General features: G+C 37.1%; 8 protein-coding genes and 7 pseudogenes. 7 read left to right on the top strand and 8 right to left on the bottom strand.

Annotated features, from left to right (window positions below):
• Positions 1-433 precede the first annotated feature (433 nt).
• Positions 434-849: pseudogene (locus BTN50_RS00470) on the top strand (CBS domain-containing protein).
• A gap of 116 nt (positions 850-965) precedes the next feature.
• Here the strand turns inward: BTN50_RS00470 and BTN50_RS11870 are convergent.
• A pseudogene (locus BTN50_RS11870) lies at positions 966-1,764 on the bottom strand (transposase); the annotation flags it as partial.
• A 222-nt stretch (positions 1,765-1,986) separates the two neighbouring features.
• On the opposite strand from BTN50_RS11870, the gene BTN50_RS00460 reads away from it, so the two are divergent.
• Together BTN50_RS00460 and BTN50_RS09175 are read left to right on the top strand one after the other, a co-directional pair.
• Positions 1,987-2,499: a low molecular weight protein-tyrosine-phosphatase gene (locus BTN50_RS00460; RefSeq protein WP_096618629.1), complete on the top strand. Its 513-nt coding sequence runs from the start codon at positions 1,987-1,989 to the stop codon at positions 2,497-2,499.
• A 173-nt stretch (positions 2,500-2,672) separates the two neighbouring features.
• Positions 2,673-2,810: a hypothetical protein gene (locus tag BTN50_RS09175; protein WP_161492870.1), complete on the top strand. Its 138-nt coding sequence runs from the start codon at positions 2,673-2,675 to the stop codon at positions 2,808-2,810.
• A 559-nt stretch (positions 2,811-3,369) separates the two neighbouring features.
• Here BTN50_RS09175 and tamA read toward each other — a convergent pair.
• From tamA to BTN50_RS00440, 4 genes and pseudogenes are all read right to left on the bottom strand, one after another.
• Complete coding sequence (tamA, locus tag BTN50_RS00455) at positions 3,370-5,094, bottom strand: autotransporter assembly complex protein TamA (protein WP_096618628.1); 1,725 nt, start codon at positions 5,092-5,094, stop codon at positions 3,370-3,372.
• Positions 5,095-5,188: 94 nt separating this feature from the next.
• Positions 5,189-6,052, bottom strand: a pseudogene (locus BTN50_RS00450) (IS5 family transposase).
• Between the two features lie 385 nt (positions 6,053-6,437).
• Positions 6,438-7,126: pseudogene (locus tag BTN50_RS10595) on the bottom strand (IS5 family transposase); the annotation flags it as partial.
• Positions 7,127-7,206: 80 nt separating this feature from the next.
• Positions 7,207-9,036: a response regulator gene (locus BTN50_RS00440; RefSeq protein ID WP_096618626.1), complete on the bottom strand. Its 1,830-nt coding sequence runs from the start codon at positions 9,034-9,036 to the stop codon at positions 7,207-7,209.
• Between the two features lie 377 nt (positions 9,037-9,413).
• Between BTN50_RS00440 and BTN50_RS00435 the strand changes: the two are divergent.
• From BTN50_RS00435 to BTN50_RS00425, 3 genes and pseudogenes are all read left to right on the top strand, one after another.
• Positions 9,414-10,328, top strand: a pseudogene (locus tag BTN50_RS00435) (IS5 family transposase).
• A gap of 534 nt (positions 10,329-10,862) precedes the next feature.
• Complete coding sequence (locus BTN50_RS00430; RefSeq protein ID WP_096618625.1) at positions 10,863-12,548, top strand: aspartate:alanine antiporter; 1,686 nt, start codon at positions 10,863-10,865, stop codon at positions 12,546-12,548.
• A gap of 498 nt (positions 12,549-13,046) precedes the next feature.
• Positions 13,047-13,277: pseudogene (locus BTN50_RS00425) on the top strand (transposase); the annotation flags it as partial.
• A 54-nt stretch (positions 13,278-13,331) separates the two neighbouring features.
• Here the strand turns inward: BTN50_RS00425 and prc are convergent.
• Together prc and proQ are read right to left on the bottom strand one after the other, a co-directional pair.
• Positions 13,332-15,326, bottom strand: a complete 1,995-nt coding sequence (gene prc, locus BTN50_RS00420; protein WP_096618623.1) for a carboxy terminal-processing peptidase — start codon at positions 15,324-15,326, stop codon at positions 13,332-13,334.
• Between the two features lie 17 nt (positions 15,327-15,343).
• Entirely contained in the window at positions 15,344-16,000 is a 657-nt protein-coding gene (gene proQ, locus BTN50_RS00415; RefSeq protein WP_096618622.1) for an RNA chaperone ProQ, read from the bottom strand.
• Between the two features lie 744 nt (positions 16,001-16,744).
• Between proQ and BTN50_RS00410 the strand changes: the two are divergent.
• Positions 16,745-17,659 (top strand): annotated as a pseudogene (locus BTN50_RS00410) (IS5 family transposase).
• Between the two features lie 209 nt (positions 17,660-17,868).
• Here BTN50_RS00410 and ptsG read toward each other — a convergent pair.
• Positions 17,869-19,302: a PTS glucose transporter subunit IIBC gene (gene ptsG / locus BTN50_RS00405; protein ID WP_096618621.1), complete on the bottom strand. Its 1,434-nt coding sequence runs from the start codon at positions 19,300-19,302 to the stop codon at positions 17,869-17,871.
• Positions 19,303-19,359 lie beyond the last annotated feature (57 nt).

Raw genomic sequence — 19,359 nt, 5'->3', positions numbered from 1 at the left:
AACGGCGCATAAGCCAAACGGTGAATAAGGTAAGAGCAAAGTTGAACCAGCATATTTTGCACGGACATGAGCATTTACGTGCAATTGTTAATTCAGCAAATTAATTAGTGAGGTAGCGGTAAACAAAATGAATGTAGTAAATTTTGGAGTCTCGATGCCAAAATTGATGAAAAACTATTACTCTCACCATTATTACGCGGATAGCGAGACGAAAGGCTTGTTTCTTTGTTTGACATCGAAAAATTAGGTGTTTTTCCATATAGTGAAAAAATTTGGCAGAAACCGTCAACATTGACAAAAATAGCGTCTCCATTATTTTTGTGCACATACTTGTGTAATCAATAGTTTTTCAAACACTTAGGTCACTCACTGTGGTATTAGCTACTTTATTGTGCGCAGTTCAGGCTACTTAATGTTCCAAATAGGGGGATTTATGGAATCAATAAAAGTCAGAGACTATATGACTAGAAACCAGTGACTTTTAAAACTTCTATGACTTTGTCGATCGCACTGAAAAAACTGTTAAATTTTCATCAAACAGGCGGTCCTGTCATTGATAATAATAGTCATCTTATGGGCTTTTTGTCTGAGCAGGATATGATCCATAAACTGTTAAAAGTGGGTTATTACTGCCAAGACACCAATACGGTCGAAGACTGTATGCATAAAGAAGTTGTTACAATCACGCCTGACGACAACATCATTATACTTGCAGAACAAATGCTGCCAGGGATACCAAAAGTATATCCTGTGTGTGAAAATGGGCGATTAGTAGGTATTGTTTCACGGCGTGACATTTTGAAAGCGATAGCCACCCATATAGATGATTGTTTTCATCATCCAGTTTAGCTAATCAATTATTCTTAATGTCAATAGTTTTGTTCTTTAATGCGAGTTCAGATAGCAAATTTCTACATGATGAACTATGAAAGAATTGCTTTCATTTTAGGCATATCTAGCTCAGTCTACTTATTTAATGCTTTTATCATGGCTCCAGTTGCATCAATATGGAGTATTGTAATCCCTTAGGCTCAATGTCCCCCCCCCGAATAGCTTCTTGACTCTAAACATTACCGTCTTTCATCGAAAAATTTATGGTAACTGACCTCTAAATTCTGTGGATAACCATGTTCTTCACAAGCGACTTCTTTTTAGGTGGAATATGAGTGAAACCGCTCGTTTAATGCAAAGAGTTTTGTAATACTATCTTATATAATAAGCTCTATCGGCTGATATTTAATTAATTTTTTTGACAAGTCTGTTTGAATAAGTTAGATAGCACCTCGTCGTTAGTCACATTTGATGCACTTAACTCAGAAGCAATTATTTTATGCGTATTTATATTTAGCGCTAAATGTAATTTGTGCCAGACTCTACGTTTCCCATCAATGCAATGCTTTTTTACTTTTAATCCGCCCCCACTGTAAATTTTCATCCTCGCAGAACCAAGGGCTAAGTGCTAAATGGTTCCTTTAATCTTCGTCATGAGTGCGACATTAACCGTTTTGATTCACTTGCAAATGCATTAATAATGATGACATTGAAACGATGATTTAGCACCTTTGAAAACAAAATAAATTAATCCTTGTAGACTTTTTGATGGCATTAAAATACACATTTGACCATGAATCGTCGTAATAGCTAAGTTCTGCAGTAAACGAGATCTCCCCCCCTATTACCCAGCTTAGTTTAATTTTACAGCTGAATAGCTTCTTCATCAATTTAAAATATTAGTGAGCGATGATCAAGTAAAGCTTTATTATACTACTATTAGTTGGTTATTTTGCAGTAAAGTTTGCCCATATACCTGAATATTTAAATGAACCTAGCTATTAAAACGTAGCTTAATACTTTAGTTCACCTGATTTAGGAAACAATGCTAGTATTAAGAGTAAGTAGTACCTCATAATTTAATAAAATATTTTTGCTCTATTTTAGCGTATTAAGTATCATCATATTTTACTGATATCTAGTTCTGGATGGACCATGTCCCGTCAATTGTCTGATACATCTATTTTAATACCTAAAATTCTTGTTGTCTGTATGGGCAATATCTGTCGTTCCCCAACAGGTGAGGCTATATTGCGTGCACGAGCGGCAGAGCGCGGATTAAACGTGGATATTGATTCTGCTGGAACCATTGGCTTCCATGCTGGAAGTAAACCAGATTATCGTAGCAAAAAAGCAGGTGAAGCAAGGGGGTACAGTTTTTTTGGAATCCGTTCAAGGCAGATAAAAGATACTGATTTCGAACGATGTAACATGATTTTAGCAGCAGACAAAGCAAACTATGCCGATCTTATAGATATCTGTCCACCTGAGTACAAACATAAAATTTCACTGTTTTTAAGTCATAGTAAATCAAAATTGAATGAAATCCCAGACCCTTACTTTGGCAGTACTCGTGATTTCGAACATGTATTAAATTTAATTGAAAATGCTAGTGATAGTATTCTTGATTATTTTGATAAAACCATATCTGAGACTCAATTAACTTAAAGATGCCAACTTGCGCACCTAAAACTTGTCAGATAATCGTGGGGAAAACCTCGTTTATTGAGCGATTTAAACATTGCGATGGTTTTCATAGTCAAACACGTATTTTTAATGTAATTGAGAAGTTTGCAAGGATGCATTAATTCTGTGCTCAAACTTGCTCAGCTGTCCTGTCGTTGCCCTATTCTCATTGTTCATGCATTAGCAAGCAAACCAAAACTGTTAATGTCGCGTTCAAGATAAAGCTCAAAAAAAATATTCAACACGTAGCCATTAATTTTACAGGGCTCAACGTCTACAATGAAGATGAATAAAAAGTAACAAAGCATTCCACTAACGGTAAAAAGCAGCCTAATTTGTTTAAAGAGATCTGCTGTAAAATCAATTGGCTATCCGACAATATTGCTGATGACATAAAATAATTTTACAAAACTATTCGTATTCAACGAGCGGTTCCACTCATCCCACCAAGAAAAGAAGTAACTTTTTAAAAAAGAGGCTAACCACGTAATTTAGTGGTTAGTTATTAGAAGTGATACGGTTCAAATCAACATTAAAAAATAAGGTATAATTACCATAAACGTTCCATATCAAATCCAGCAATGTTTTGAATCAAAAAATTATTGGGAGGGACATTGAGCCAAAAAAATTACAATGCCCATATTGATGAAACCTACGCGATAATAAAAACGTCACGTAAGTTAACAGGGCTAAGCATGCCTAACACAGAGCAAGCATCTAGTGGTTAATTGTGTTAAAATTTACTATCTGAACTCATATTCGGAAACGAAGCTGACTAGCATTTCAAATTTTACACTCCCAAATGTGATAATCAATGCACCGCTGCGACGCAAAATTACTGAGTTAAATGCATCATAGCTCTGGCCCTAAACTAAAGTGTAATCGAAAGTCATCTCTTGTGTTTTTAAAGCCATGGGCAACATCAAATCGTACTGGACCAATAGGAGATTCCCAACGTACACCAACACCAACTGACATATTCCAAGACGGAGCTCTGTTTGTCCATGTATCGCCTACATCCGTAAACATAGCTACCCAATAATTACCTGTTATCCGATAGTTATATTCTAAGCTACCAGTCGTTATGTAGCTACCACCTAGTGGTTTACCTATATTATTTTTTGGCGAAATTAACTCATACCCGTAACCACGGATACTGTTATCACCACCGGCGAAGAAACGCAGTGATGGCGGTACACGCTTAAATTCGTGAGTGAACACGCCACCACCATTCAAACGCATGATAATTCGATTGTTTGTATTGAGACTGCGGATCCATGATGTTTGCCAAACCACGCGACGCAAATTGATCTCAGCTCCCCATAGGCGATCGGTGACATCAAATGTAATTGATTCTTTGCCCCCCCAGGATGACATCGCACCACTTTGATGTTTTACGCGAAAAAAATTAATACCCGGCAAGAATAGGTTTATAATATTTACATTTGTACCTTGCGTATAACCTGTATACAACCAGTTAAAATGCACAGAGCCTTGCCAACCAGAGTCATATTTCCAGTGACGAGAAACGGATGACGACCATGCAAAACTCTCTATATTACTATTCTCATGCTTAACAAAACCAATTTGCACTTCATAATACTTATGCTGAAAACCTTCGAGAGGAATCTTGTAGGTAGACCCCAAAATTGTCTTTGGTTTCGACACATACAGATCCGTATGCAGACTATGCCCGCGCCTGTTCAACCACGGCTTCATCCAACCAAATTTAACCCTAAGACCAGAATCCGTTGAGTAACCAATACCAGTTTCCAATTGATTGCTCGGCGCAGGATTAAGATACACTGAAATAGGTATGCGATTGTCGCGCATGTAATCGAACTCCGCCTCAATCAATACCGAAGAGAACCAACCCGTGTTGGACAATGCTTGATTGTAAGCACTTAAATCACTAGCTAAATATGGATTGCCTTCTTTAAGCATCAATATACTGTCTAATAGCTGTTCGTTAATATGACTATTTTTATAAATAATTTGACCTAAGTGATAACGGCTTCCACTATTGAAATGAAGTCGAATATACGCTTTTTTAAGCTTCGGTGCGACTTCTAAACGCGTTAGTGCGTAATCACTATCGAAGTATCCACGTCGAATGGCAAGGCTCTGTATACCAGATTTAAGGGCATCATATTGTCCTTGATTTAATACATCACCCTTTTTAGGAGCCGATTTCAAAAAGGTTGCAAATGCAGGATCGAATGCCGCAGCACCATTGAGTTGCACATCAACATCAGTGATCAATATCGGAGGGCCATCTTTTATATCAAGAACTACAGTGATATCTTTATTAGACATATTATCTTCGATGGAAAACACGATTGTCGAATCGTAGTGCCCAAGTGCTTGCAGGGCTTTGCTGACTTCGTTGGTAATACGCGCTTGAAAACCAAAATCCAACTGTCGTTCGCTATCGGGTATAGCATCAAGGTAAACGCTAACATTTTCTTTCAATCGTTCCTCGAGACCATGAATGTCAAATTTAATGCCTGCGATTACTGCCCCATGCACCCACATCAATCCACTCATTAGCCAAGATATTAATTTTTTCTTCATCATCAACTGAATGTCTTTTTCTCACTTTGAGCTTCACACTGTTCAGACTTTATTTGCTAATTCGAGTTCAGATAATGAATTTCAACAGGATTAACTATTAAATAATCGTTTGCATTTTAAGCATATCTAACCCGGTAAACTTATTTAACGTTTTATCGCGACGGGAGTTTCGCTAATCTGAGCATTGTATTCTCTTAGGCTCAATGTACCTCCCAATAATTTTCTATTAAAAATATTGCCATCTTTGATAGGGAACGTTTATGGCAACTATGCCTCGTTTTTCAATGCTGATTGAAACCGTATAATTTTAGCAACTGACCGCTAAATTACACGGATAACCTCATTTTCAAAAAATTATTCCTTTTTTTGGTGGGATAAGTGGAACCACTCGTTTAATACGAACGATTTCGTAGCATTGTTTGGTGTCGTAAACACCATCGGCTAATATTCCATTGATTTTTTGGCGGGTCTGTTTAAGCAAATTAGGTAGCACTTCATCATCAGTCACATTTTATGCATTTAACTCAGCAGCAATGATTTCATGCATATTTATATCTACCACTAAGTGTAATTTGCACCAAACTCCCCATTTTTCATCAGTATCATGCTTTTTTACTTTTCGTTTTCCTTCACCGTAGGCTTTTAGCTCCATAGAAGCAATAGCTAAGTGCTGAATGTTTCTTTTATTCTTCGTCTTGAACGTGACGTTAACCGTTTTGACTCGTTTGCTAATGCATGAATAGTGAGGGCATGGCAACGGCAATTGAGCAAATTTGAAAACAAAATTAATTAACCCTTGCAGACCTCTCAATGGTATTAAAAATATGCATTTCACCATGAGGGCTACCGTAATGACTCAGTTGCTAAATTAACGAGATCTCCCATGATTACTTTGCTCCGTTTGATTCCATAGCTAAATAGCTTCTGCACCAATCCAGGATGTTAGTGAGTCACGATTAATTAAAGCTTAATTATACTTCTTCCAGTTAGTTGTTCTGTAGCGCAGATTATTCATAAACCTGAATATTTAAGTGAGCCTAACTGTTTGGAGTATTGATTGAAAATTTAAATTTTATTTAGGAAATAATGCCAATTCAAATAAATATTTTTTAATAAAAACAGCAATAGGTCGAGTCAAAAAACTACTGAGAAGCACATTGAGCCTAAGGAATCATACAACTTAAATTAAAAAACCGACGCCATGATAAACGTGTTACATAAGCTAACAAAACTAGGGATATCTCACACGAAAGTAATTATTAATAGTGAATTATGTTGGGATGTACTATCTAAATTAAAATTAAGAAACACAGCCATGCTCATTTGCCGTATAATTACGAAAAATTAACCGCTAAATTACGAGGATGACCTCATTCCCAAAAGTTGTCCCTGTTCTTGGTGAGATAAGTGGTATCACTCATTTAATACGAACCATTGCGTAACATTGTGTGGCGTTGTAAGCACTATCGCCTGATGATTCTTCATCTGGTCTATTTAAGCAAATTAGGCAACACGACACTGTTAGTCATATTTGATAGATTTCAATCATCAGCAATGATTTCATCCGTATTTATATCTATCACTAAATGTAACTTACGTCAAACTAGACGCTTGCTGTAAGTGCCATACTTTTTTATTCGCCGTTCGTTTTTACCGTAAATTTTCCGATTAGTAGAATCAATAGCTAAGTGCTGGGTAAGGCCTTTAGTCTTCATATTACACACGACATTAACCGTTTTGGCTCGTTTGCTAATGCATGAATAATGAGAGCATAATAACGGTAATTGAGTAGGTTTGAAAAATAGAATTAATGAATTTTTACTGCCCTTTCAATAGCATTAAAAATATGCGTTTAACCATGAGCCGTTGTAAGTGGTAAGTCACTAAATAAACGAAGTTACCCATGATTCCCCCGCTTAGTTTGATGTCATAGTTGAGTAGCTTCTTAATCAATCCAGAATATTAATGAACCACTATTGATTAAAACTTGATTACACTGTTGCCAATTGATTATCTTGTAGTGAAGCGGGTTCACAGACCTGAATATTTAAGTGAATCTAGTTGTTTAGAACGTATCTTGATAATTTAGTTCCTTAATTTAGAAATAAAACCGATCTATGCGTCAAATGCTAGATGTTTTTTACCAGCCCATTTTAATATTACATTAATCATGCATTTTTTACTCACAGGTTTCGGTAAAAAATCATCCATACCGACACGTCTACACTTTTCTTTATCTTGATCGCTTACATTTGCAGTCATAGCAAGAATGGGTAGAGCTCGACCATGCTCATTGAGTGTTCGAATAGCTTTGCAAGCTTCAAAACCGTCCATCTCCGGCATTTGTAAATCCATTAAAATTATTGTATAATGATCTAGCATTATAGCTTCTATAGCTTCACGCCCATTATTTGCGGTAATAACTTTAAAGCCTGAACGTTCTAACATTGTTCTTGCTACGAGTTGATTCGCAACATTATCTTCTACCAGTAAAATAAGTATTTCACTGCTAGTATGATATGACTCGTGGTTCTCTATTGCAGATATGCTTTCTTCCGGGAAGTGCATCTGGCAAGGAAGTATAATTGTAAATTCGCTTCCTTCATTAACGTTGCTCTCAAGGGTCAGTTTACCACCCAACAATGTTGTTAATTTACTTGATATTGCTAGTCCCATACCTACACCACCATACTTACGGGCGAAGGTGGCATCTTTCTGTCTGAATGGTTCGAATATGATGTCTTTATATATATTATCAATACCGATACCGGAATCTCGAACTTGAATTTTTATGCCTTTTGGAAAAGTATGAGTCATGATTAATTCTACTTGGCCATCGTTAGTAAATTTAAGTGCATTACCAACTAAGTTTGTCAATATTTGAGCAAATTTTCCTTTATCTGTGCTGGCCAAAAAACGATGATTTAGGTTATTACAAAAGGATAAAGTAATGTTTTTTTTCTTGGCCGCAGTTTCGAAAAGAGCAAAAACACTTTTGCCCACTTCACTAATATCGAATTCTTCTTCTTGAACCTTTAATGTGCCTACATCAATCTTAGAGTAATCGAGAATGTCATTTAATTGACTAAGTAGTAAATTAGCAGCATCATCAGCCATCTTGGTAAGATTTTCACAATATGAAGGAAGGGACTCTTCTTTTAATATATCAAGAGCACCCATGATAGCATGCATTGGTGTACGAATTTCATGGCTCATGGTTGCAATGAATTGAGACTTTGCAACATTTGCGGTTACTGCAGCCCCTTTGGCCTCTTCCAATTCAAGTTCTCTTGCCTCTTTTTGCATGATGTGAACCGATAACATGTCAACACAGTTATCGAGACGTTTGAGTTCATCGTGACTTTTATGCAAAGTAAAATCAGCATGTGCGATTGACATTAGCCGTTGGTTGATTCGGGAAATTGGTGAAAGTAATAAATACTGAGAAATAATGTAAATTAATGCTGCTAGTGTCAGCAAGGTGATAGCAGTGTACATACGCATTTGCTCTACGTGAACATTGATGTCTTTCATCATCTGTTTTTTGCTTAGCGAGATACGCATGGAGCCTGCAAGTTGATTTACGTGATTAATATTATTGGTGAAATTTAATGCCATTGAGTTGTCATCATGTGGTCTGTCACCCCATTGTCCTACTTCAGTGCCATTGATATTTAGGATAGATACGTAGCAAAGATCAGAGTAATGTACAGCAAGCTGTTTCAGTTTATTGTTCAAGTAGGTGCGTCGTTCAGCAATTACATCAGCAGAAAAGGTGGCTGCAAGCGCTGAAAAATTAGCTTTAATTTGTGTGTCCATTTGTTGCTCAAGATAACGTTTTTCAAATGAGCGAATAGCTTCTCCAGCTATATAACTCAAACCTACCGTCAACATTAATACTAGCATAATATACTTGAACCATAATGGTAACTCATTAAATTTCATGCATATGCTCCCATGATGTCCGAAACAAGATACAGTGTGTTTGTTGAATTAGACATTTTTCATTTTGACTGTCGTTATGCATGTCTATTCAGTAAAAACTGTCAGTACGTTTATCAATCCACACGATGTCGTTACTGTGCATATCATTGCATGAAGCTTGCCAACCAAATTTTTCACTTAGTATTGATGTTATGGTCATGTATTTAATAAACTGATCGTGCTTTAAAGATAATGCTCATATTCAATACATGCACTAATTCACATTATTGTGCATTTTCGATAATTTTGAATATAAGACCGGCTTTGCTTTTTAAATCAGGGAGCTCAGTTATCAATTTACGTTCTAAACAGCTAAGTTCACTTAAATATACAGGTCTATGGACAAGCTTCATTACAAAATAATTAACTGGAAACAGTATAATAAAACTTTAATTAATCGTGGTTCACTAATCTTTTGGGTTGATGAAGAAGCCATTTAGCTATGGAATCAAACTAAGCAGAGTAATCATGGGAGACCTCGTTTATTTAACAAATTAACTACTATGACGGCTTTCATGGTCAAACAAGTATTTCAACACGTTGATAAATCTGCAAGGATTCATTAATTTTGTTTTCAAACTTACTCACCTGCCATTGTCATGTCCTCCCTATTCAGACATTAGCAAGAGAGACAAGATGATTAACGTCGCGTTCAGGACAAAGATTCAAAAAATTATCCAGCATTAACCATCTATTTTACGAAACAGAAAGTTACGGTAAAGGTTAATAGTAAGTAAAAAAGCATGCACTGATGGGAGACGGCGAGTCCGGCGTGAGTTACATATAGTGGTAGATATAAATACACGTGAAATCATTGCTGTTAAGTTAAGGACATCACATGTGACTGACGGTGAGGTGCTGTCTAACTTACTCAAACAGCTCTGCTTCTGAAGCAATGAAATATCAGGCGATGGTGCTTGCCATATCAAACAATGCTACGAAACCGTTCGTATTAAACGAACGGTTCTGCTCATACCACCAAGAAAAGAAACAACTTTTTGGAAACGAAGTTACCCGCGTAATTTAACGGTCAGTTACCAGAAGTTATACGGTTTCAATCAGCCTTGGAAAAGAAGTATAATTACCATAAACGTTCCCTATCAGAGACGGTAATATTTTGAATCAAAAAAACACTTGAAAGGACATTGAATCTAAGGGCGCACGCCGTTCAGATTAGCGAAACCTACGCGATGATAAAAACGTTACATAATTTGATAAGACTAGGTATGCCTATAACAAAAGCGATTGTTTAATAGCGAATCATATTGAAATTTGTTATCTGAACTCGAATTAAGAAACAAGGCTGTTCCAATCGTCTTCACCTAGCCTTCATTTTGAACTCGACGTTAACCATTTTGGCTCACTTGCTAATGCATGACCAGTGAGGGTATAATACTGGCAGTTAAGCAAGTTTGAACATAGAACTAATGAATCCTCTAAAATCTTTCAAAGGCGTTAAAAATACGCTTTTAACCATGAGAGCTGTCGCAATGGCTAAGTTGCTAAGTAAACGAAGTCTCTTATGATTATTCTGCTAAGTTTGATTCCATAGCTGGGTAGTTTTTTTCATTAATCTCGAACATTAATAAGCCGAGCTGTTGAAAGCGTAGATTGATAATTTAGTGCCCTAATTTAGGAAACAAAGCTTTTTATAAGCCATTGTCTAAATTTTAATAATTTCATAGAATAAAATACTAAGTATTACGAACCTTTTCATTACAAAAACTACAAAGTGTGTATAATATCGCTCCAGAATTTTCCTCCTCTTGCATGCGGATTACGGTTAAGTGAATATAGACGTATACAACTTGCTTGTACAAAATGATATTCTTCTTCTTTTTGTTGTTCTTGCTATTGGTCTTGCCATTGGAAAAATCAGAATTGGTAATTTCCAATTTGGTAATTCTATTGGGATGCTTATGACAGCCCTTAGTTTTGGGCATGCTGGTTTTATCTTTAGCCCTGAAGCATTGAACATAGGCTTTATGCTGTTCATCTTTTGTGTAGGCATCGAAGCTGGCCCAAACTTCTTTGGTGTCTTTTTTCGCGATAGCAAATCCTATTTAGTGCTTGCCCTTACAGTGCTCAGCGCTTCTGTGGGTATCACACTATTGATGCGTTATCAATTTGCTTTGGATAACAGCATTGCTACAGGAATGATGGCAGGTGCAATGACCGCTACGCCTGTATTGGTAGGCGCCAAAGATGCGCTTAATGCGGGTTTAGCAGGTATGGGTTATTCCCCCCAACAACTTGCTGAGATGATAAATAACCTCAGTGTGGGCTACGCCCTCTCCTATCTCGTTGGCCTTATTAGTCTAATTCTGGTCGCTAACCTAATGCCTAAATTGCAAAAGGAAAATCTCGCGCACTCTGCGCAAAAAATTACCATGGAACGTGGTCTAGGCAGTTCATCTCAGCGCAAAGTATATCTGCCAATCATCCGAGCATATCGGGTAGGCCCTGAACTCATCAACTGGGTGGATGGACGAAACTTGCGAGAACTGGGCATTTATCGACAAACAGGTTCTTACATAGAACGTATACGTCGTAACGGTATTTTAGCAAACCCTGACGGTGATGCTATTTTGCAAGAAGGAGATGAAATTGCTTTAGTAGGTTACCCTGATAGTCACGCACGTCTCGATCCATTTTTTCGTAATGGCAAAGAAGTCTTTGACCGCGACTTACTCGACCTGCAAGTGGTTGAAGAAGAGATTGTGGTCAAGAACGGCAGTATTATCGGAAAACGCCTCTCTGATTTAAACCTGTCTGAATACGGTTGTTTTTTGAACCGTGTAGTGCGTGCACAGATTGAAATGCCAATGGATCATAACATCATGTTATCTAAAGGCGATGTATTACAGGTCAGTGGTGAAAAACGCCGAGTATTAGGACTTGCTGAACGTATAGGTTTTATCTCGATTCACAGTCAAGTATCAGACATGTTGGCGTTTTGCTCATTTTTTATCTTTGGCCTCATTTTTGGTTTAGTTACCATGACATTTGGCCAAATGACACTTGGTCTAGGTAACACATCTGGGTTGTTAATTTCGGGTATTTTGCTTGGGTTCTTACGTGCAAACCACCCAACCTTTGGTCACGTCCCTCAAGGTGCAATTAATATGGTGAAAGAACTTGGTTTAATGACGTTCATGGTAGGTATAGGCTTGAGTGCTGGCGGAAATTTGTGGGAATATCTACAACAAATGGGCTGCACTATCATACTGGGGGCACTAGCTGTAAGTATTGTTCCCGTGCTTCTTGCTTATTTGGTTGGGGCGTACATTCTAAAGATGAACCGTGCTCTACTGTTTGGTGCCATCATCGGAGCTCGAACTTGCGCACCTGCGATGGATATGATGAACCAACATGCTAGCAGCATTGTTCCAGCACTTGGCTACGCAGGCACTTACGCCATTGCGAACGTATTATTGACTTTTGCAGGTACACTTCTCGTTATTTTATTTTGAATCCAAAAATCAACGTACAGTCCGCAAAGGATTCAAACGCAGGCATTGACTTCAATACGTTAATTCTGATTTAAAAGTGGCTTTACTTTTTAATTCTAGTTCAGATAACAAATCTCAACATGATTCACTATTAGACCATCGCTTGCGTGTTAGGTGCACCTAGTTTTGTCAGCTTATTTAACGTTTTGTCATGGCTTAGGTTTCGCTAATCTAAGTTGTGTGATGTCTTAGACTCAATGTCCCTAGCAGTAGTTTTTTAATTCTAACTACTGCTGTTTTTGCTAGGGAACATTTATGCTAACCGGCTTTACTTCCTAAATAAGATAACTAAATTTTCAACTAATACTTTAAACAACTAGACTCACTTCAATATCCAGGCCTATGAACAATCTTCGCTACACAACAGCTAACTGAAAGCAGCATGATAAAATTTTAATCAATCGGGGCTCACTAAAATTGTAGAGTGATAAATAAAATATTCAACGATGGAATTAAACTAAACGAAATAATTATGGGAGACCTCATTTAGTGAGCAACCTAACCATCACTACAGCTTTCATAGTTAAGCGCATATTTGTAATGTCATTAAAAGGTCTGCAAGGATCTGCTCATTCTATTTTCATACTTGCTCAACTGTCGTTGCTATGCTCTCACTATTCATACATTAGCAAGCGAATTAAAGTGGGTAATGTCGTGTTTAAGACGAAGACTAGAGGAACCATCCCGTACTATAAGAATATTAATTCTATTGCTATAAGTTACTTAGGTATCGTTATCTTGCTACTAGCCTTTCCTGAATTTAGCTAAATCCAATGTAATCGCTGCAGCTTCATTCAAATAAGCATCAGGTTCTTCATAGTCACTTGGTACATCATCTAATGTTTTGAATGGCTTAGCACTCAACATTACTTGACGACTATTCAAACGGGCTAAACGCTTAGCATCAGCTTCTTCACGTGTAGCAAGGCGTGACTTTTCATTAAGTGAAATCTTTTTATCCTCTTTACGTAATTTGTATTCAGCAATATCTTCACGAATAAAACCGAATTCTACATCTTTCTTAATACGAGATTTGTGAATTCTGTCTAATGCCACCACTAATGTTTTAGTGGTGTCCACTTTATTATATACTACTGGATCAATGTTATCCCACGGCAATGCATTTTTTGCTATACTTTCACCAGTTTCATCCGGATTAACAGCTGTTGGAAAAGCAATATCAGGAACAACACCTCGGTTCTGCGTACTGTCACCGTTAATGCGGTAGAATTTTTGAATAGTATATTGAATATATCCTAAGGGCTTATCGAACAAATCGTAAATATATTTCAGTGAACTATGTTGTTGAACCGTTCCTTTACCAAATGATTGTTCACCAAGAATTATAGCCCGACCATAGTCTTGCAATGCTGCAGCAAATATTTCGGATGCAGATGCAGAGTAACGGTTAATCAGCACAGTTAAAGGCCCATCATAGTAAATGGCATTATCACTATCACTATTTATTTTAACGCGTCCATTACTATAGCGAACCTGAACAACAGGACCACTTTTTATAAATAAACCCGTTAATGCAGACGCCTCATTCAGCGCACCACCACCATTATTGCGAAGATCAATAACTATACCAGTTACTCTATTTCTATTGAGTTTGGAGATTTCTTTCTTAGTATCTTCAGCAAGACCAACATAAAAACTTGGCACTGAGATAATGCCTACACTATTTTTTAATACTTCAGATTTGACTGCGCGCTCTTTTAAACGAATTTTATCACGAACAATCATTACCTTGTAACTTTTTGAATCAGTACCTTTCGGCAAAATTTCGAGTCTTACTTTGCTAGCCTTCGGACCTTTGATCAACTGGATGACGTCGTCAAGACGCCACCCAATAATATTAACAACTGGATTATCGTCCTGAGCAACTCCAATAATTCGATCACCTGGAGATAGTTTCTTAGAATTTGATGCAGGTCCACCCGAAACCAAAGAACGAATTACCGTAAAATCATCTTCAATTTGCAGCACCGCACCAATCCCTTCCAAAGACAAATGCATTTCTGATTGAAATCGTTCTGCAGTACGTGGTGAAAGATAACTGGTATGAGGGTCAACCTCACGAAAGAATGCATTCATATAGACTTGAAATACATCTTCACTCTTGGTCTGGATTAAGTGCTTAAGGACATTATTATAACGTTTTTTCAATGTTGCTTGAATGTCAGCCCATTCTTTTCCTGCTAACTTCAAGTTCAATGCATCATTTTTAACTCGTAAACGCCAAAGCTCATTGAGCTCGGCTTCATCCTTTGCCCATACATCATCACTACGATCAATGAGCATTACCTCATCTATATTAAACGTAATTTCACTATCCAGCAAAGATAATGCGTATTGATATCGCTCAAAATGATTTTGCAATGATACGTTGAAAATATTATAAGCCGCAGAAGTATTACCTGAACGTAATTGATCATCAAACTCCAAACGCCACTTCGATAATACATTAACTTCTTGTTGCGTGAAAAACAATCGATTGAAATCAAGTGTTTTGAGATAGCTACTGAAAATTTTTGTTGAAAATGCATCATTCAGTTTGAATTCCCTGTAATGCGATTGTTCGAAATGGTGGATAATACGCTTGCTAGCAGTCTTATGCTGTGCTTCAGGCATCAGTGTAGGTAAGTTGCCAGAATCATACTTAGTCTCTAAGGCGTGCTCTGATGTTGTCAACATCATGCTGGCAATAATCATAAAAAAACGGATTCGACCGGTCATGCGTCGCGGATTTTCCTTTATGAGTTGAGGTGTTCCGCCTTAATTAGCATGGTCAAACCATTACTCAAACGTACGCGAATCTCATTTTTATTCAATTCTACAACCGTAGCGGGCATGTTACCATTGCCTATGTTAATGTTAACGTGCTTACCTACAATAATATCTTTAGTATTGAGTTCACGACGTAACTCAACAGGTTTCTTATTAACCTTGGTATTTTTTATTTTTTTTGATCGAAGTGTTATTTGGTTAGCTGTTAATTTATCTACTTTCAGCCTTTTCTTGTCTTTCCCATTCGCCTTTTTCTTATCCTGCTCTACCACTTGTTCTTTACGACGTTCTGCAACACGAGCTTTGCTCTCAGCTAATATTGTTTGAGCGTGGTCAATATGCTCTTGCTCAAGTTCACCACAATTAACACCATCTAGATCCACGCGAACAGAGCCAGCTTTCATACCGTAAAGGTAACGCCAGGAAGATGTATATTGACGAATAGCGGCACGAAGTTGGGTTTTACTTACCTTTGGATCATCAGCAATACGCTCTGACAAATCTTGGAATATGCCAATTTTTAGGGGATGCGCTTTACCTCTTAGAGTAAAACAGTTTGGAAAAAGTTCAGCGATATAGGCAATAATTTGTTTGCTATTGACCAGTTTTTCAGTATTTTCCATTTTCCTTCCTGTCTCTTTGTGCAAGACGACAATAGAGATTGCATACGAATTGACAAAATAAGTGCTTAGTATTATAATTACTTGTATCTGAAAAACCATAAAAAAACTTAAATTTAGACGTGTTTTACGATTTATTGACCAAGCAAGTGAAAGCGGTTTCATAAAACTATTATTTTTTGCTTTTTCTTGACTATCTATATTAAATAGTATTTAAGTTTATTCTTCATATGACATGGTAAGATAATTTCTAAATTACTTGCAGTATCACATTAAACATTTTTATGGAAAAATTTTTTTGAGTGAAAGCCCTGTGGTAGGCTCTTTTACTATATAAAATACGAAAATAAACTAGCTTACCTTGAAACGAACCTAATCCCAGTTCTTTACCATAATCAAGTTCATTAAATAAAAAAAGCATTCCCATTAGTAATGATTTGCAATATGATCAGGTTCATCCTAAAGACTTTATTTTCTAATTCAAATTCAGATAGCAAATTTCAATACAATTCACTATTAGACGATTACTTTTGTTTCAGGTGTAACTCATTCTATCAGCTTATTTGGTGCTTTTATCATGGCGTAGGTTTTATCAATCTGAGCGTTGTAGTCCATTAGGATCAATGTCCCTCCACGTAGTTTTTAATTCAAGACATTACCATCTCTGCAACTTTATTTTCTAAATAAGGGAACTAAATTATCAATCTACACTGCTAAACAGCTAGGTTAACTTAAACATTCAAATTTATGAACAAGTTGCGCTACAAAACAACTAACTGGAAGCAGTATAATCAAGCTTTAATGAATCGTGGGTTACTAACATTCTGGGTTAATGAAGACGCTATTTAGCTATGGAATCAAACTAGGCAGGATAATCATGGGAAACCTAATTTATTTAACGATTTAGCCATTATGATGCCTCTCATGGTTAAATGCGCATTTTAAATGCCATTGAGAGCTCTGCAAGGATTCATTAATTCTATTTTCAAACTTGCTCAACTGCCGTTGTCACGCACCTCACTATTCATTAGCAAGCGAGTGAAAACGGTTAATGTTATGTTCAAGACGAAAACTAAGAACCACCCAGCTCTTAACCATTAATTCTGCAAGTTTCAACGTTTACAGTGAAGACGAATGAAAGTAAGAAAGCTCTGGTACTAATGAAAAACAGCGAAGTCTGGCGCAAGTTACATTTAGCCATAGATATAAATACGCATGAAGTCATTGCTGCTGAGTTAAATGCATCAAATATGACTGGCCGTTAAATGCTACGTAATTTGCTTAAACAAACTTACCGAAAAATCAATGAAATATCCGGCGATGAAACTTACGACACAAGGCAATGTTACGAAATCATTTGTATGAAACGAGTGGTTCTAATCATTCCACTAAAAAAGGAATAACTTATTAGGAATCAGGTAAGTAGCATAATTTAACAGTTACTTACCAAAAGCTATACGATTCGAACAAGCACAAGAAAAAGAGGTATGATTACCACAAATACTCCATATCAAAAATGGTAATGTTTTGAATCAAAAAATTACGAAAAGTACATTGAACCTAAGTGATCATAATACTTATATTAACGAAACCTCCGCCATGATAAAAGCGTTACATAAGCTGACAGAGCTAGGTATACCTAAAACGAAAGTAATTGTTTAATAATGAATTATGTTGCGGTTTGCTATTTAAACTTGGATTAGGAAACATAGCTTTCTTGTGGCCCAAATATTAACCCAACAGATCAGTTATGAAACAATTGTTAACAGCTATTCTCCCAAAAAGTGCATATGCTTTGAAGTTCAAGATGAATACTACTTTTTAGATGCTAAAGCCTGCATCTTCAAGTTAATTGGGTATGACCATGGGTATTAGTTATTACGAATCCACTCATCCATTTCTGCTTTTAAGTTATCAGACTTTGTGCCGAAGACCGCTTGAACACCTCCACCTACAATAACCACACCAACTGCACCTAATTTCTTTAGCTTATCTTGATCAACATGATCAGTTGAAGCAACAGCAATGCGAAGACGAGTGATACATGCATCTAAACCGGTGATATTGTCTTTACCACCAAGTGCCATGACTAATTCCTTAGCCATATCAGAGCCGCTGCTCATTGTCATTTTATCATTTTTTTCTTCATCTTCACGCCCAAGTGTTTTCAGATCGAGCTTCACGATAGTGACACGAAATACAATATAATAGAACACTGCATATGCCATACCCAATAATAAAAACAACCATATTTTTTGCGAATTAGCTGACAAAACAACAAAGTCAATCAAACCATGAGAAAACGATGTCCCATGAACCATACCTAAGATGTTAGTCAGAGCATATGCAGTGCCAGCCAGTACAGCATGAATAACATAAAGAACTGGGGCAACAAAAAGGAATACAAATTCTATTGGTTCAGTAATACCCGTTAAGAAGGAAGTCAGTGCTGCAGACATCATCATTCCACCAACTTTAGCTCGGTTTTCCGGTTTAGCAGTGTGCCATATTGCAATAGCAGCAGCTGGCAAACCAAACATTTTGTACATAAATCCACCAGCTAATTGACCAAAGCCATTCCCTGTCATACGTGATGTTTCATCAGCTACCATGTAGCAAGTCAAGATACCAGTATGGGTCACACCAGCTGGTGTAATACATTGACCTGCTTCATAAAAAAACGGTGCGTTCCAAATATGGTGCAATCCAAAGGGGATTAACGCACGTTCAACAATGCCATAAATACCAAAAGCTAATTCAGGATTTTGAACCGCGGCCCAGTGAGAGAACGTAGCAATAATCGAACCAATCGGAGGCCAAATAACCGACAAAACAATTGCAAGCCCAATACTTAAGAAACCAGTGATAATTGGTACTGAACGTTGACCTGCGAAGAAACTAATATAATCCGGTAATTGAATGCGGAAGAAACGGTTAAAGACCCAAGCTGCAACACCCCCAGCCAAAATACCTCCCAACACACCAGTCTCGATTGATTCAACTCCGAATACACCAGCCATAACCTTCAGTATATTGATCATGATGTAGTAGCCTACTACTGCCGCTAGGCCTGAAACACCATTGTTATTTGTAAAGCCAAGGGCTAAACCAATAGCGAACAACAATCCCATATGCCCAAAAATTGCAGCGCCAGCGCTCATCATAGTGGTAGAAACAATGCTTGGTAGCCACGAGAAGTCTGCAGCACCAATACCTAGCAAAATGCCTGCAACAGGCATTACTGATACGGGTAGCATCAGTGCCTTACCGACTTTTTGCAGATTTGCAAAAAGATTTTTAAACATAATAATGCTCCTGAGGATAATGCAAGTTACACTCAAACCTCTATCCAATTGAGTGCT

The organism is Candidatus Enterovibrio altilux, assembly GCF_002381345.1.
Classification (GTDB): domain Bacteria; phylum Pseudomonadota; class Gammaproteobacteria; order Enterobacterales; family Vibrionaceae; genus Enterovibrio; species Enterovibrio altilux.
This window is presented reverse-complemented; position numbering and strand designations above follow the sequence as displayed.